Source organism: Pseudomonas sp. GL_139_B, from assembly GCF_057834475.1.
Genome location: NZ_CM174403.1, coordinates 1,554,640 through 1,568,708 on the forward strand (window position 1 = coordinate 1,554,640; position 14,069 = coordinate 1,568,708).

Annotated in this window: 15 protein-coding genes; 14 read left to right on the forward strand and 1 reads right to left on the reverse strand. The window is 60.3% G+C overall.

Going from position 1 to position 14,069, the window contains the following annotated elements; all coding sequences use genetic code 11:
* The first annotated feature begins 124 nt into the window (after nt 1-124).
* Together AC3ISI_RS07075 and AC3ISI_RS07080 are read left to right on the forward strand one after the other, a co-directional pair.
* Nucleotides 125-1,057: an ABC transporter ATP-binding protein gene (locus AC3ISI_RS07075; protein WP_489336127.1), complete on the forward strand. Its 933-nt coding sequence runs from the start codon at nt 125-127 to the stop codon at nt 1,055-1,057.
* On the forward strand, nt 1,054-1,833 hold the full coding sequence (locus tag AC3ISI_RS07080) for an ABC transporter permease (RefSeq protein WP_489336128.1): 780 nt from the start codon (nt 1,054-1,056) through the stop codon (nt 1,831-1,833). The genes AC3ISI_RS07075 and AC3ISI_RS07080 overlap by 4 nt, the downstream gene beginning before the upstream one ends.
* Before the next feature lie 72 nt (nt 1,834-1,905).
* Here the strand turns inward: AC3ISI_RS07080 and AC3ISI_RS07085 are convergent, their stop codons facing one another.
* On the reverse strand, nt 1,906-2,421 hold the full coding sequence (locus tag AC3ISI_RS07085) for a DUF2062 domain-containing protein (protein ID WP_489336129.1): 516 nt from the start codon (nt 2,419-2,421) through the stop codon (nt 1,906-1,908).
* Nucleotides 2,422-2,556: 135 nt separating this feature from the next.
* On the opposite strand from AC3ISI_RS07085, the gene AC3ISI_RS07090 reads away from it, so the two are divergent.
* The 12 genes from AC3ISI_RS07090 to AC3ISI_RS07145 all read left to right on the forward strand — a co-directional run bounded on the left by AC3ISI_RS07090 (nt 2,557) and on the right by AC3ISI_RS07145 (nt 14,028).
* Nucleotides 2,557-4,791, forward strand: coding sequence for a DNA internalization-related competence protein ComEC/Rec2 (locus AC3ISI_RS07090; RefSeq protein ID WP_489336130.1), 2,235 nt, complete (start codon nt 2,557-2,559; stop codon nt 4,789-4,791).
* 97 nt (nt 4,792-4,888) lie between these two features.
* A complete protein-coding gene (locus AC3ISI_RS07095; protein ID WP_489336131.1) occupies nt 4,889-5,524 on the forward strand; it encodes a MotA/TolQ/ExbB proton channel family protein in 636 nt (211 codons plus the stop codon).
* Complete coding sequence (locus tag AC3ISI_RS07100) at nt 5,521-5,952, forward strand: ExbD/TolR family protein (protein ID WP_489336132.1); 432 nt, start codon at nt 5,521-5,523, stop codon at nt 5,950-5,952. Before AC3ISI_RS07095 ends, AC3ISI_RS07100 begins: the two co-directional genes overlap by 4 nt.
* On the forward strand, nt 5,952-6,962 hold the full coding sequence (gene lpxK, locus AC3ISI_RS07105; RefSeq protein ID WP_489336133.1) for a tetraacyldisaccharide 4'-kinase: 1,011 nt from the start codon (nt 5,952-5,954) through the stop codon (nt 6,960-6,962). The genes AC3ISI_RS07100 and lpxK overlap by 1 nt, the downstream gene beginning before the upstream one ends.
* 25 nt (nt 6,963-6,987) lie before the next feature.
* Complete coding sequence (locus tag AC3ISI_RS07110) at nt 6,988-7,173, forward strand: Trm112 family protein (RefSeq protein WP_007945752.1); 186 nt, start codon at nt 6,988-6,990, stop codon at nt 7,171-7,173.
* Nucleotides 7,170-7,934 carry a 3-deoxy-manno-octulosonate cytidylyltransferase gene (kdsB, locus tag AC3ISI_RS07115; protein ID WP_489336134.1) on the forward strand — a complete coding sequence of 255 codons (765 nt, stop codon included), beginning with the start codon at nt 7,170-7,172 and terminating at the stop codon, nt 7,932-7,934. Before AC3ISI_RS07110 ends, kdsB begins: the two co-directional genes overlap by 4 nt.
* The gene (locus AC3ISI_RS07120; RefSeq protein ID WP_489336135.1) at nt 7,934-8,398 is read left to right on the forward strand and encodes a low molecular weight protein-tyrosine-phosphatase; all 465 of its coding nucleotides are present in this window, start codon (nt 7,934-7,936) and stop codon (nt 8,396-8,398) included. Before kdsB ends, AC3ISI_RS07120 begins: the two co-directional genes overlap by 1 nt.
* A complete protein-coding gene (gene murB, locus AC3ISI_RS07125) occupies nt 8,395-9,414 on the forward strand; it encodes a UDP-N-acetylmuramate dehydrogenase (protein WP_489336136.1) in 1,020 nt (339 codons plus the stop codon). Before AC3ISI_RS07120 ends, murB begins: the two co-directional genes overlap by 4 nt.
* 240 nt (nt 9,415-9,654) lie before the next feature.
* A complete protein-coding gene (locus AC3ISI_RS07130) occupies nt 9,655-10,125 on the forward strand; it encodes a (2Fe-2S)-binding protein (protein ID WP_489336137.1) in 471 nt (156 codons plus the stop codon).
* Nucleotides 10,122-12,452, forward strand: a complete 2,331-nt coding sequence (locus tag AC3ISI_RS07135) for a xanthine dehydrogenase family protein molybdopterin-binding subunit (RefSeq protein WP_489336138.1) — start codon at nt 10,122-10,124, stop codon at nt 12,450-12,452. The genes AC3ISI_RS07130 and AC3ISI_RS07135 overlap by 4 nt, the downstream gene beginning before the upstream one ends.
* The gene (locus tag AC3ISI_RS07140; protein WP_489336139.1) at nt 12,452-13,435 is read left to right on the forward strand and encodes an XdhC family protein; all 984 of its coding nucleotides are present in this window, start codon (nt 12,452-12,454) and stop codon (nt 13,433-13,435) included. The genes AC3ISI_RS07135 and AC3ISI_RS07140 overlap by 1 nt, the downstream gene beginning before the upstream one ends.
* Nucleotides 13,432-14,028, forward strand: coding sequence for a nucleotidyltransferase family protein (locus tag AC3ISI_RS07145; protein ID WP_489336140.1), 597 nt, complete (start codon nt 13,432-13,434; stop codon nt 14,026-14,028). Before AC3ISI_RS07140 ends, AC3ISI_RS07145 begins: the two co-directional genes overlap by 4 nt.
* The last annotated feature ends 41 nt before the right edge of the window (nt 14,029-14,069 follow it).

Below are 14,069 nucleotides of genomic sequence, written 5' to 3' on the forward strand. Positions count from 1 at the left end.
TATCGACACACTTGACTGTACTTGTGTGGCGGCGACAAGCACCATTGCGCTCATGCGCCGCGGCTGTACCTGTCGCCGTCGACCATCTTTTATTCCTTTTTTCCTTCTAGGTGCGTAATCCGATATGAGTTCCGCTCTGTCCATCCGGCAGCTAACCAAAACCTACGGCAACGGTTTCCAGGCCCTGAGTGGTATCGATCTGGACGTCGCCGAAGGTGACTTCTTTGCCTTGCTCGGCCCTAACGGCGCCGGCAAATCCACGACCATCGGCATTCTCTCGACCCTGGTGAACAAGACCAGCGGAACGGTGAATATCTTCGGTCACGACCTGGACAAGAACCCTGCGCAGCTCAAGCGCTCCATCGGCGTGGTACCCCAGGAATTCAACTTCAACCAGTTCGAAAAGACCTTCGATATCGTCGTGACCCAAGCCGGTTACTACGGCATTCCGGCGAAAATCGCCAAGGAACGCGCCGAGCAATACCTGACCCAGCTGGGGCTGTGGGACAAACGCGACACGCCTTCACGCTCGCTGTCCGGCGGTATGAAGCGTCGCCTGATGATCGCACGTGCGCTGGTTCATGAACCGCGCTTGCTGATCCTCGATGAACCGACGGCAGGGGTGGACATCGAACTGCGGCGCTCGATGTGGACCTTCCTCACCGAGCTGAACAAAAAAGGCATCACCATTATCCTCACCACGCACTATCTGGAAGAGGCTGAGCAGCTGTGCCGCAACATCGGCATCATCGACCACGGCACCATCGTCGAGAACACCAGCATGAAACAGTTGCTCAGCCAACTGCATGTGGAAACATTCCTGCTCGATACCAAAAACACGTTGACCAGTGCGCCGCAGTTGCTCGGCTACCCGGCCCGTCTGCTCGATAGTCGCACGCTGGAAGTCCAGGTCGACAAAGCCATGGGCATCACCGCGCTGTTTACTCAACTGGCGCAGCAGAACATTGAAGTGCTGAGCCTGCGTAACAAAACCAATCGCCTTGAGGAGTTGTTTGTGTCCCTGGTGGAGAAAAATCTGTCGAAGGTGGCGGTATGAGTTCCGAGCTTCAACCCAACCTCGTTGCCCTCAATACCATCGTTTACCGTGAGGTCCGGCGCTTTACCCGGATCTGGCCGCAAACGCTGCTGCCGCCGGCCATCACCATGGTTCTGTACTTCGTGATCTTCGGCAACCTGATCGGCAAGCAGATTGGTGGCATGGGTGGCTTCACCTACATGGAGTACATCGTGCCGGGGCTGATCATGATGTCGGTGATCACCAACTCCTACGGCAACGTGGTGTCGAGCTTCTTTGGCAGCAAGTTCCAGCGTTCCATCGAGGAACTGATGGTGTCGCCGGTGTCGCCACATACGATTCTGATCGGCTACACCTTGGGCGGTGTGCTGCGTGGGTTGATGGTCGGGATCATCGTGACCTTGCTGTCGCTGTTTTTCACCGATTTGCAGGTGCATCACCTGGGCGTGACGATTCTGGTGGTCGTGCTGACGGCGACGATCTTCTCGCTGCTGGGCTTCATCAACGCCGTGTTTGCCCGCAATTTCGATGACATCTCGATCATCCCGACGTTCGTGCTGACACCGCTAACGTATCTGGGCGGGGTGTTTTACTCGATCACCCTGTTGCCGCCGTTCTGGCAGACCGTGTCACTGGCGAACCCGGTGCTGCACATGGTGAACGCTTTCCGCTACGGCATCCTCGGCGTTTCGGATATCAAGATCAGCATCGCGATCACCTTCATGCTGGTGGCGACTATCGTGTTGTACGTCGGTTGCGCACGGTTGCTGGTCAGTGGTCGCGGGATGCGTACCTGATTAAGACCGCGATGGCGTCAACACAAACACCGCAATAAAAACGGCCTCCACACTGGAGGTCGTTTTGCATTCCTACATCCTGTTTTTCTTACGCCGCTTCCACTGCCGCGCCACCCACCAGCGCCAGTACATCATGGTCAGGAAGTAGGCGAGAGCACCCGACACCAGACCAGTCACCACCGAACCCAGCAAAAACGGCTGCCATAACGTAGACAACTCGCCGCTGACCCATTCCCAGGACAATGAGTCGGGCAACTGGCGGGTGGGCACATCCAACAGCCAGGCACCGGTCTGGTACGTGCAGAAAAATACGGCAGGCATGGTGATGGGGTTGGTCAGCCAGACGAGACTTACCGCAATCGGCATATTGCCCCGCACCATGATGGCAAGCACGGCGGCCAGCAGCATTTGCATCGGGATCGGCAAAAACGCCGCGAACAGGCCAACTGCCATCGCACGAGCCACAGAGTGGCGGTTGAGGTGCCAGAGGTTGGGGTCATGCAGCAGGGTGCCGAGAAAGCGTAAGGATTTGTGTTCCTTGATGCTGGTCGGGTCTGGCATGTAGCGTTTGAACAAGCGCCGGGGCATAAGGCTTCTCGGTCGATTAAGGCGGCAAGTATGTCTGGATTCTGCGAACCGCCCATTCAGACTTTGTGACAATTATTAACGGCGTCTGTGCGATTAGCCGGCTAAGCCTAGATGGGGACTCTCTAGGACGAGTGTATGCGCACAGGGATGATGGCGCTGGCGTTGGGTCTGTTGGCCCTGCGTTTTTTGCCGGTTTTACCGCCGGTCGGGTTATGGATGTCACTGCCGCCAGTGGGCTTGATGTTGTTGCCGTTTCGGACCTATCCGTTGGCGTTTTTCCTGTTCGGTTTCAGCTGGGCATGCGCGAATGTGCAGTGGGCGCTGGATGATCGACTACCACTGGATCTTGATGGCGAAACCCGCTGGATAGAAGGACGGGTGACGGGTTTGCCGCAGAATGCCGACGGCGTGGTGCGATTCGAACTCACGGACAGCCAATCACGCCGAACCAAGCTGCCCGCGCGACTGCGGCTGGCCTGGTACGACGGACCGTCCGTCAACAGTGGTGAGCGCTGGCGCCTGGCGGTCAAATTGAAGCGACCCTCCGGGCTGCTCAATCCGCATTCCTTCGATTACGACGCCTGGCTGCTGGCGCAACACATCGGCGCGACCGGCACGGTCAAGGCGGGTGTGCGCCTCAACGAAGCCCGAGGGGCCTGGCGCGACAGCATCCGACAGCGTTTACAAGCGGTCGATGCCCAGGGCCGAACCGCAGCGTTGACGGCGCTGGTACTCGGAGATGGCGCCGGGCTGAGTCGTGAGGAGTGGCAAGTACTGCAAGACACTGGCACCGTGCATCTGCTGGTGATTTCCGGGCAGCACATCGGATTGTTGGCGGGATTGGTCTACCTGCTGATCGCCGGGCTGGCACGTTTTGGTCTGTGGCCAGGCCGTTTGCCGTGGTTGCCCTGGGCGTGCGGGCTGGCCTTCTCGGCAGCGTTGGCTTATGGGCTGCTGGCCGGCTTCGACGTTCCGGTGCAACGCGCTTGTGTGATGGTCGGTCTGGTGTTGTTGTGGCGGCTGCGTTTTCGTCACCTTGGGGCCTGGTGGCCGCTGCTACTGGCGCTGAATGGCGTTTTGCTGCTGGACCCGTTGGCCAGTCTGCAACCTGGCTTCTGGTTGTCCTTCGCCGCCGTGGCGGTGTTGATCTTTACCTTTGGCGGGCGATTGGGCCCCTGGCGATGGTGGCAAACCTGGACCCGGGCTCAATGGCTGATCGCAATCGGTCTGTGCCCGTTGCTGCTGGTGCTCGGCCTGCCAATCAGCATCAGCGGGCCGGTGGCCAATTTGCTGGCAGTGCCCTGGATCAGTCTGGTGGTGTTGCCACCCGCCTTGCTCGGGACATTGTTGTTGCCTGTGCCTTATGCGGGCGAAGGGTTGTTGTGGCTGGCAGGCGGTTTGATCGACGGGCTGTTCAAGGCGCTGGCATTAATGGCAGGGCAATTGCCCGCATGGGTACCGGTGGCCGTACCGTTATGGTGTTGGGGACTCGGTACTTTGGGGGCCTTTCTACTCTTGCTGCCGCGAGGCGTACCGCTGCGCCCGTTAGGGTGGCCGTTGATGCTGTTGCTGGTTTTTCCGCCTCGGCCGTTGTTGCCTGAACGCATGGCTGATGTCTGGCAGCTGGACGTCGGCCAAGGGTTGGCTATCCTCGTGCGTACCCGACATCACACGCTGTTGTATGACGCCGGACCGCGTTTTGGCGATCTCGACCTCGGTGAACGGGTGGTGCTGCCATCGTTGCGCAAACTCGGGGTAAAGGCGCTCGATCTGATGCTGATCAGTCACGCCGATGCCGATCACGCCGGCGGTGCTCGAGCTGTGGCCAATGGCTTGCCTGTCAAGCAGGTAGTCAGTGGCGATCCCGAGGGTTTGCCTGTCGAACTGCAAGGCCAAAAGTGTGAAAGTGGCCGGCAATGGAGCTGGGACGGTGTTAATTTCCAACTGTGGCAATGGACGTCAGCCCATGACAGCAATCAGAAGTCCTGCGTCTTGCAAATAGAGGCCAGCGGCGAGCGTCTGTTGCTGACCGGCGATATTGACATCGCTGCCGAACGGGCCTTGCTTGAGAGTCCTCTGGCGGTGGCCACCAATTGGCTGCAGTCTCCTCATCACGGCAGCCGCAGTTCCTCGTCGATGGCACTGCTGAGCGTGTTGCAACCCAATGCGGTGTTGATTTCCCGTGGCCAGGGCAATTCTTTTGGCCATCCGCACCCCACGGTCGTTGCGCGCTATCAGAAACGCGGCATGGTGATTTACGACAGCGCCGAGCAAGGTGCCATTCATCTGCAGCTGGGGCGTTTCAAGCCACCGTGGACAATGCGTCTGGATCGGCGTTTCTGGCGCGCTCCACCGCGTATCAACAAATAGCCGAGAGTTATTAAAGCCCGACCGGAAGCGACATCACGGTTTTCGGTGCGCTCACCCCCTATGTTAGAGTGGCGCACTTTTTCGAGGGGGCGTCACTGTGTGGGAATTGGTCAAATCCGGCGGTTGGATGATGCTGCCGATCATTCTGAGTTCCATCGCGGCCATGGCGATCGTCGCCGAGCGTCTCTGGACCCTGCGAAGCAGCCGTGTGACCCCGGAGCATCTGCTCGGGCAGGTCTGGGTGTGGATCAAGGACAAGCAACTCAATAAAGAAAAGCTCAAGGAACTGCGCGCCAACTCACCGTTGGGCGAGATCCTCGCAGCGGGCCTGGCCAACTCCAAACATGGTCGCGAGATCATGAAAGAGTGCATTGAAGAAGCTGCTGCGCGGGTGATTCACGAACTCGAACGCTACATCAATGCCTTGGGCACCATCGCGGCCATGGCCCCGCTGCTGGGGTTGTTGGGAACCGTGTTGGGCATGATCGATATTTTCAGCGCGTTCATGGGCTCGGGCATGGGTACTAACGCGGCGGTGCTGGCCGGTGGTATTTCCAAAGCCTTGATCACCACGGCCGCAGGCCTGATGGTCGGCATCCCGTCGGTGTTCTTCCACCGTTTCCTGCAACGCCGGATCGATGAACTGGTGGTGGGCATGGAGCAGGAAGCGATCAAACTGGTCGAAGTGGTGCAGGGTGATCGTGATGTGGACCTGACTGAGGGCAGAGCGTGAAATTCCGCCGCAAGCCGCGGGAAACGGTAGACATCAACCTCGCGTCGCTGATCGACGTGGTGTTTATTTTGCTGCTTTTTTTCGTTGTCACGACCACGTTTACCCGTGAAACCCAGCTGCGTGTCGAATTGCCGGAAGCGGTTAGCGGTTCGCCGGCTGAGGATCAACAGGTCAAGCAACTGGACATCGGTATTAACGCCGAAGGCGTGTTCTCGCTGAACAATCGGGTATTGCCCAAGAGCGACCTGGCGACAGTGATGGAAGCGCTGCAGAAAGAGTCCAACGGCGACACCAACCTGCCGCTGTCCATCAGCGCAGACGGCAAAACTCAACATCAGTCCGTCATCACCGCCATGGACGCCGCCGGCAAGCTCGGCTTCAGCCACTTGCGCATGACCACTGTCGAGGCGGCGCCGCCCGCGCCCTGATGGCCATGTCTGATCGTTTGCTCGCCGCCTGGTACGAAGGTCATCCGGCCCTGAAGCTGTTACAGCCACTGGAGTGGTTGTATCGACGGGTGGTCATGAACAAGCGCAAGCGATTCCTGGCCGGTGAGGGCGAGATCTATCAGCCGCCCGTGCCGCTGATCGTGGTCGGCAATATCACGGTGGGTGGCACCGGCAAGACGCCGCTGATTCTGTGGATGATCCAGCATTGCCAGCGCAGCGGTTTGCGGGTTGGCGTGGTGAGTCGCGGTTACGGCGCCAAACCGCCGCAACTGCCGTGGCGCGTGGAAGCCGATCAAAGCGCGGATATGGCGGGCGACGAACCACTGTTGATCGTCCAGCGCACCGGCGTGCCGTTGATGATCGACCCGCAACGCAGCCGCGCGGTCAAAGCGCTGCTTGCGAGCGAACCGCTGGACCTGATTCTTTCTGACGATGGCATGCAGCACTACCGCATGGCGCGCGATCTGGAACTGGTACTGATCGATGCCGCCCGAGGCCTGGGCAACCAGCGTTGCCTGCCTGCTGGACCACTGCGCGAGCCGATCGAGCGCCTGCAAAGCGTCGACGCGGTGCTCTACAACGGTGCCGCAGATGATCGCGAGGGAGGATTTGCCTTCCAGCTGCAGCCCACCGCCCTGATCAATTTGCAAAGCGGTGAGCGACGTCCCCTCGACCACTTTCCCGCAGGCCAGGCGCTGCACGCCGTGGCCGGGATCGGCAATCCGCAGCGTTTCTTCACAACCCTCGAAACGCTACACTGGCAGCCAATACCTCATGCGTTTGCCGACCACGCCGAATACAGTGTGCAGGCCTTGAATTTCACACCGTCATTGCCGTTGGTGATGACAGAAAAGGACGCGGTGAAGTGCCGTGCCTTCGCCGCCGCCGATTGGTGGTACCTGGCGGTCGATGCTGTGCCATCGCCAGCCTTCGTGGCCTGGTTCGATACGCAGCTGATGCGCCTGTTACCGGATCGCCTTTTGCCTTAACTCCGTTTTTACCCAGGGAATGCTCATGGACACCAAATTGCTCGACATCCTCGCTTGCCCGGTCTGCAAAGGCCCACTCAAGCTCAGCGCCGACAAGACGGAGCTGATCAGCAAGGGCGCAGGCCTCGCGTACCCGATCCGCGATGGCATCCCGGTGATGCTCGAAACCGAAGCGCGCACCCTGACCACCGACGAGCGTCTGGATAAATGACCACTGCCTTTACCGTTGTCATTCCATCGCGTTACGCCTCCACCCGTTTGCCGGGCAAACCACTGCTGTTGATCGCCGGTAAGCCGATGATCCAGCATGTTTGGGAACAGGCCAGCAAAAGCAGCGCACAGCGCGTGGTGGTCGCCACTGACGATGCGCGCATTGCCGAGGTATGCAACTCGTTTGGCGCTGAAGTCGTGATGACCCGCGAAGACCACAATTCCGGCACCGACCGCCTGGCCGAAGTGGCAGCGAAACTCGGCTTGGCGCCCGATGCCATTGTGGTCAACGTCCAGGGTGACGAACCGCTGATCCCGCCGAGCGTGATCGATCAGGTCGCGGCCAACCTTGCTGCCCATACCGAAGCGCGCATGGCCACCTTGGCCGAGCCCATCGAAGACGTGGAAACCCTGTTCAACCCAAACGTGGTCAAGGTCGTCAGCGACCTCAATGGCCTGGCACTGACCTTCAGTCGCGCGCCATTGCCGTGGGCGCGGGACGCGTTCGCCCAAAGCCGCGAGCAATTGCCCGAAGGCGTGCCGTATCGCCGCCATATCGGCATCTATGCCTACCGCGCCGGTTTCCTGCATGACTTCGTCAGCTGGGGCCCATGCTGGCTGGAAAACACTGAAGCCCTGGAACAACTGCGTGCCCTGTGGCATGGCGTGCGGATTCATGTCGCCGACGCGCTCATCGCGCCGCCTGCTGGTGTGGATACCATTGAAGACCTTGAGCGCGTTCGTCGCCTGCTGGAAGCCTGATGCGCGTTCTGTTCGTGTGCCTGGGCAACATTTGCCGTTCTCCAACGGCCGAAGGCGTGCTGCGGCACAAACTGCGCGAAGCGGGGCTGGCCGATCAGATTGAAGTTGCCTCCGCTGGCACCGGTGACTGGCATGTCGGCAAGGCGCCGGACAAGCGCAGCCAGGCCGCGGCAAAATTGCGCGGTTACGACCTGTCCGCCCAGCGCGCCCAGCAAGTCACCCGCGCCGATTTCGCTACCTACGACCTGATCCTGGCGATGGACAACAGCAACCTGCGTCACCTCAAGACCTTGCAACCGGCCAACGGTAAAGCCGAGCTGGACTTGTTCCTGCGTCGCTTCCAGTCGGAACTCGATGAAGTGCCGGACCCGTACTACGACGGCGACCAGGGCTTCGAACAGGTGCTGGACCTGATCGAGCGCGCCAGTGACTTGTTAGTGATCGAATTGAAGGGACGGTTATGAGTTTGCAGGTTCAATCGCAGGTTTCACTCAAACCGTTCAACAGCTTTGGTGTCGACGTTCAGGCTCGCCTGTTCGCCGAGGCCCACAGCGATGCCGACGTGCGTGAAGCGCTGGCTTACGCGTCCGCACATGATGTGCCACTGCTGGTGATTGGTGGCGGCAGCAACTTGCTGCTGACCGCCGATATTCAGTCGCTGGTACTGCGCATGGCCACACGCGGGATTCGCATCCTCAGTGATGACGGCAGTAAAGTCGTGATCGAAGCCGAGGCCGGCGAGTCTTGGCATCCGTTCGTCCAGCACACCCTGGCGCTGGGGTTGTCGGGCCTGGAAAACCTCAGCCTGATCCCCGGCACCGTCGGTGCGGCGCCAATGCAGAACATCGGCGCGTACGGGGTCGAAATCAAGGACGTGTTCGCCGGCCTGACTGCGCTGGATCGCCAGTCCGGCGAGCTGCGGGACTTCACGTTGGCTGAGTGCAACTTCGCTTACCGCGACAGCCTGTTCAAGCGAGAGCCGGGACGCTGGTTGATTCTTCGCGTTCGTTTCACCCTCGACCGCGCCGCGCACCTGCATCTGGAATACGGCCCGGTGCGTCAGCGCCTGACCGAGCAAGGCATCGAGCAACCGACGGCCACGGATGTCAGCCAGGCGATCTGCAGCATCCGCAATGAAAAGCTTCCGGACCCGGCGGTACTGGGCAATGCCGGCAGCTTCTTCAAAAACCCTTTGGTGCCAGCGGCACTGGTCGCGCAGCTCAAGGGTGAATACCCTGATCTGGTGGCGTATCAGCAACCCGACGGGCAAATGAAGCTGGCGGCAGGTTGGTTGATCGAGCGGGCGGGGTGGAAAGGTTTCCGTGACGCCGACGCCGGCGTGCATAAGTTACAGGCGCTGGTGCTGGTCAATTACGGCGGTGCCACGGGCCTGCAATTGCTCAACCTGGCGCAGCGAATCCAGAAAGACATTTCGGAACGTTTTCATGTCGATCTGGAAATGGAGCCCAACCAGTATTGAAGCTAAGCTTTCAGGTCTGATCTCAAAGCCCTGCACACTTCCACTGTGCAGGGCTTTTTTGTTAATGCCGGGTTAACTTAGCCACCTGACGATGCAAACATTTGCTCCACCAAAGGCCCGGTGCAGACGTTCCCGTCGCACAAGAGAGCCTCATTAGCCTGAGTTGATCTGCGTGTCACGAACCAAGATCCCACGGCAGATTGCTCGACCCCATAACCCAAGCACTATGCGGGCGTGCCCATGATTACCCTGAAGCTCAACGGTCAAGACCATCCACTCGACGTCACCGAGGAAATGCCGCTGCTCTGGGCCATCCGCGACGTGGCCGGTTTCAACGGCACCAAGTTCGGCTGCGGCATGGGCCTGTGCGGTGCTTGCACGATTCACATCGACGGATCGCCCGCGCGCAGTTGCATCACGCCGATTGGCTCGGTGGTCGGGCAGAACGTCACCACCATTGAAAACTTGCACGTCGACCCGATCGGGCAGGTGGTCCAACAAGCCTGGCTTGATACCGCCGTCGCGCAATGCGGTTTTTGCCAGGGCGGGCAGATCATGTCGGCGACAGCGCTGCTTAAAACCAATCCGAACCCCACCGACGCGCAAATTGAAGAAGCGATGGTCGGCAATATTTGCCGGTGCGGGACTTACAACCGCATCAAAATCGCCATCCGTCAGGCTTCCTCTCACTTGAAGGAGGCCAAGGCATGAGCCAGTTACCGAATGATTTTGCCCTGAGCAATCTCAGCAACCTGAGCCGGCGCGGTTTCCTCAAAGGCGTCGGCGCTACCAGTGCATTGGTGCTGGCGGCCAGTTGGGGTTGGCAGGACGCTTTCGCCGAAGAGGCATCGAAGAAGTTCGGCGCCGACGGCATGCCCCACGGCGCGATTGACGATCCCAAGGTGTACGTCAGCATCGCCACCGATGGCACGGTGACCGTGGTTTGCAACCGCTCGGAAATGGGTCAGGGCGTGCGCACTAGCCTGACGATGGTGGTGGCCGATGAACTGGATGCCGACTGGGCGAGGGTGAAAGTGCAACAGGCGCCGGGCGACGAAGTGCGTTTCGGCAACCAGGACACTGACGGCTCGCGCAGCATGCGTCACTGGTACGAGCCAATGCGACGGTGCGGTGCCGCCGCTCGAACCATGCTGGAACAGGCCGCCGCCGATCAATGGAAAGTACCGGTGGGCGAGTGCCATGCGCAATTGCACAAAGTCATTCATACACCGACCGGTCGTGAGTTGGGTTATGGCGAGCTGGCCGTGGCGGCCGGTGCGCTGGCGGTGCCCGCTCGCGACAGCGTACGGCTCAAGGATCCGTCGCAGTTTCGCTACATCGGCAAGGAAGGCACCAAGGCCATTGATGGCGCCGACATCGTCAACGGCCGTGCCATTTACGGGGCCGATGTGCATTTCGACGGCATGCTCTACGCCACCATTGCGCGTCCGGCGGTGTACGGCGGCAAGGTCAAAACCTTCGATGCCAGCGCAGCGATGAAAGTCCCCGGCGTGATTAAGGTGTTGCAGATTGGCGCCAGCCCGGTGCCGTCCGAATTCCAACCGTTGGGTGGCGTGGCCGTGGTGGCCAAGAACACCTGGGCGGCAATCAAGGGCCGCGAGGCCCTGAAGATCGAGTGGGATGACGGCCCGAACGCCAGTTATGACTCGATCGCCTATCGCAAGGAGCTGGAAGCCGCGTCGCTCAAACCCGGCAAAGTGGTGCGCAATACCGGCAACATCGAGGAGGCCATGGGCAGCGCCGACAGCATCCTCGAAGCGTCCTACTACCTGCCGCACCTGGCGCAGGCGCCAATGGAACCGATGGTCGCCATTGCCCGTTTCAAGGACGGTGTCTGTGAAGCCTGGGGGCCGAGTCAGGCGCCGCAGGTCACCCGTACACGGATTGGCGAGCGCCTCGGCATCCCGTTCGATAACGTCACGTTCAACGTCACCTTGCTCGGTGGAGGCTTCGGTCGAAAATCCAAGCCTGACTTCATCATTGAAGCGGCGATCCTTGCCAAGGAGTTCCCCGGCAAGGCGGTGCGGGTGCAATGGACCCGTGAAGACGATATCCACTGTTCCTATTTCCATACCGTGTCGGCGGAATACCTCAAAGCCGGCCTGAACAAGGACGGCCTGCCGTCCGCCTGGCTGCACCGCACTGTGGCGCCAAGCATCACCGCGTTGTTTGCACCAGGCATGAACCATGAAGCGGCGTTTGAGCTGGGCATGGGGTTCACGAATATGGCCTACGCGATTCCCAACGTGCGCCTGGAAAACCCGGAGGCGACGGCTCATACCCGTGTCGGCTGGTATCGCTCGGTGTCGAACATCCCGCACGGCTTTGCGATTCAAAGTTTTGTCGATGAACTGGCGCACAAGGCCGGGCAGGATCCGCTCAAGTACCAGATCAGATTGCTCGGCCCGGACCGTCAGATCGATCCGCGCACCTTGAGTGACGAGTGGAACTACGGCGAATCCCCTGAGCGTTATCCGATCGATACTGCACGGCTGCGCACGGTGCTGGAAACCGCCGCCAAAGCCGCCGGTTGGGGGCGCGAGTTGCCGAAAGGCCGAGGCTTGGGGCTGGCGGTGCAATACAGCTTCGTCACCTATGTGGCGGCGGTGATCGAGGTCGAAGTCAAAGACGACGGCACACTGATCGTGCACAAGGCTGACATCGCCGTCGATTGCGGGCCGCAGATCAACCCCGAGCGCATCCGCTCGCAGTTTGAGGGCGCCTGCGTCATGGGGCTGGGCAACGCAGTGCTGGGGGAGATCAGCTTCAAGGACGGCAAGGTCCAACAGGACAACTTCCACATGTACGAAGTGGCGCGCATGTCGTTGGCACCCAAGGAAGTCGCCGTTCATCTGGTCACCCCACCAGGCGTTGTGCCATTGGGCGGTGTCGGCGAGCCGGGCGTGCCGCCGATTGCGCCAGCGCTGTGCAACGCGATCTTCGCCGCCACCGGTAAACGCATCCGCAGCCTGCCGGTTCGCTATCAACTGCAAGGTTGGCAGAAGGCACAAGCCTGATGGACAGCGTCGATCTGAATGTCCTGCGCAGCGTGCTCGAATGGCGCCGCGCCGGTCAGCGGGTGGTGCTGTACAGCGTGGTCCAGACCTGGGGCACCGCGCCTCGGGCACCTGGCGCCATGCTGGCCCTGCGTGAAGATGGCGTGGTGATTGGCTCGGTGTCGGGCGGTTGTGTCGAGGATGATCTGATTGCCCGGCTGCATGACGGACGTAACCCGGCGGATGGGCCGCCGGTGCAGTTGATCACCTACGGCGTCACTCGCGAGGAGGCTGCGCGTTTTGGATTGCCCTGTGGCGGTACGTTGCGCCTGACTGAGGAGCGGGTCGGCGATCCACATTGGGTTGCCGAATTGCTGGCGCGCTGTGAGGCGCATGAAATTGTCGCTCGTGCGCTTGATATTGCGACGGGTGAAGTGGTGTTGCAGTCAGCGCACAAGGCTGATGTGCTGAATTTCGACGGCAACACGCTGCGCGCGATTTATGGTCCGCGTTGGCGCTTGTTACTGATCGGCGCGGGGCAATTGTCCCATTACGTCGCCGAGATGGCTCGGCTGCTGGACTTTGAAGTACTGATCTGCGATCCACGCCCCGAGTTCGTTTATGGTTGGGAGGAGCAGCAGGGTCGCTTTGTCTCAGGCATGCCTGATGAGGCGGTGCTGACCATTCAGGCCGACGAGCGCACGGCCATCGTCGCCCTGACTCACGATCCTCGCCTGGATGACATGGCGCTGCTCACGGCCCTCGATTCCAAGGCTTTTTATGTGGGTGCGCTGGGCTCGCGGATCAACAGCCTGAAGCGCCGGGCAAACCTTGCCGAGCTAGGCTTGTCGCCACAGGCGATCGAGCGCCTGCATGGCCCGATTGGGTTGCACATTGGCAGCCATAGTCCGGCGGAAATCGCTTTGTCACTGTTGGCCGAAATTGTCGCGATCAAGAACGGCGTCGAGCTGAAGCAAAAGAAACCATTGCAGGAGGCTATATGAGTGAATCCATCGGCGTCATTGTGCTGGCGGCGGGGCAGGGCAGTCGTTTTCGCCAGGTGGCGGGGGCCGACAAGGACAAACTGTTGGCTGATTGCACGGGGCGCGACGGCGCTGTGCGTTCGGTGATCGAGCAGGTGCTGGTGAACGTGCCGACTTCGCTGGATAAACGCGTGCTGGTGACCACAGAGGATCGTCCACAAGTGATTCGCATGGCTCAGGCCTACGGTTTCGAGATTGTGTTGATCGAGTCGAGCGGTATGGGCGACAGCATTGCAGCTGGCGTGGCGGCATGCCCGGAGCTTGTTGGCTGGTTGATTGTGCTAGGGGATATGCCGTTTATCCTGCCGTCGAGTATTGAGCGGGTGGTGGAAGGAATTGCTGCAGATTGCGTCAGTGTGCCGGTGCATGCGGGCGAGTACGGGCATCCGGTCGGGTTCGGTCGCAGCTTTGGGTCGGGGTTGGCGGGATTGTCCGGTGATCACGGTGCCAAGCTGTTGTTTGCGCAGGGAAGGGTGGTTGAGGTGGCGGTGGATGATCCGGGAGTGCTGTGGGACGTTGATGTGCCTGAATCACTGACCTTCAAGCCAGCATAAATCCCCTGTGGGAGCGAGCCTGCTCGCGATAGCGGTGGATC

What these genes read in the sequence shown, in the direction of transcription:
- AC3ISI_RS07075 (WP_489336127.1), top strand. Translation starts at nt 125, where the DNA reads ATGAGTTCCGCTCTGTCCATCCGGCAGCTAACCAAAACCTACGGCAAC.
- AC3ISI_RS07080 (WP_489336128.1), top strand. Translation starts at nt 1,054, where the DNA reads ATGAGTTCCGAGCTTCAACCCAACCTCGTTGCCCTCAATACCATCGTT.
- AC3ISI_RS07085 (WP_489336129.1), bottom strand. Translation starts at nt 2,421, where the DNA reads ATGCCCCGGCGCTTGTTCAAACGCTACATGCCAGACCCGACCAGCATC.
- AC3ISI_RS07090 (WP_489336130.1), top strand. Translation starts at nt 2,557, where the DNA reads ATGCGCACAGGGATGATGGCGCTGGCGTTGGGTCTGTTGGCCCTGCGT.
- lpxK (WP_489336133.1), top strand. Translation starts at nt 5,952, where the DNA reads ATGGCCATGTCTGATCGTTTGCTCGCCGCCTGGTACGAAGGTCATCCG.
- AC3ISI_RS07110 (WP_007945752.1), top strand. Translation starts at nt 6,988, where the DNA reads ATGGACACCAAATTGCTCGACATCCTCGCTTGCCCGGTCTGCAAAGGC.
- kdsB (WP_489336134.1), top strand. Translation starts at nt 7,170, where the DNA reads ATGACCACTGCCTTTACCGTTGTCATTCCATCGCGTTACGCCTCCACC.
- AC3ISI_RS07120 (WP_489336135.1), top strand. Translation starts at nt 7,934, where the DNA reads ATGCGCGTTCTGTTCGTGTGCCTGGGCAACATTTGCCGTTCTCCAACG.
- murB (WP_489336136.1), top strand. Translation starts at nt 8,395, where the DNA reads ATGAGTTTGCAGGTTCAATCGCAGGTTTCACTCAAACCGTTCAACAGC.
- AC3ISI_RS07130 (WP_489336137.1), top strand. Translation starts at nt 9,655, where the DNA reads ATGATTACCCTGAAGCTCAACGGTCAAGACCATCCACTCGACGTCACC.
- AC3ISI_RS07135 (WP_489336138.1), top strand. Translation starts at nt 10,122, where the DNA reads ATGAGCCAGTTACCGAATGATTTTGCCCTGAGCAATCTCAGCAACCTG.
- AC3ISI_RS07140 (WP_489336139.1), top strand. Translation starts at nt 12,452, where the DNA reads ATGGACAGCGTCGATCTGAATGTCCTGCGCAGCGTGCTCGAATGGCGC.
- AC3ISI_RS07145 (WP_489336140.1), top strand. Translation starts at nt 13,432, where the DNA reads ATGAGTGAATCCATCGGCGTCATTGTGCTGGCGGCGGGGCAGGGCAGT.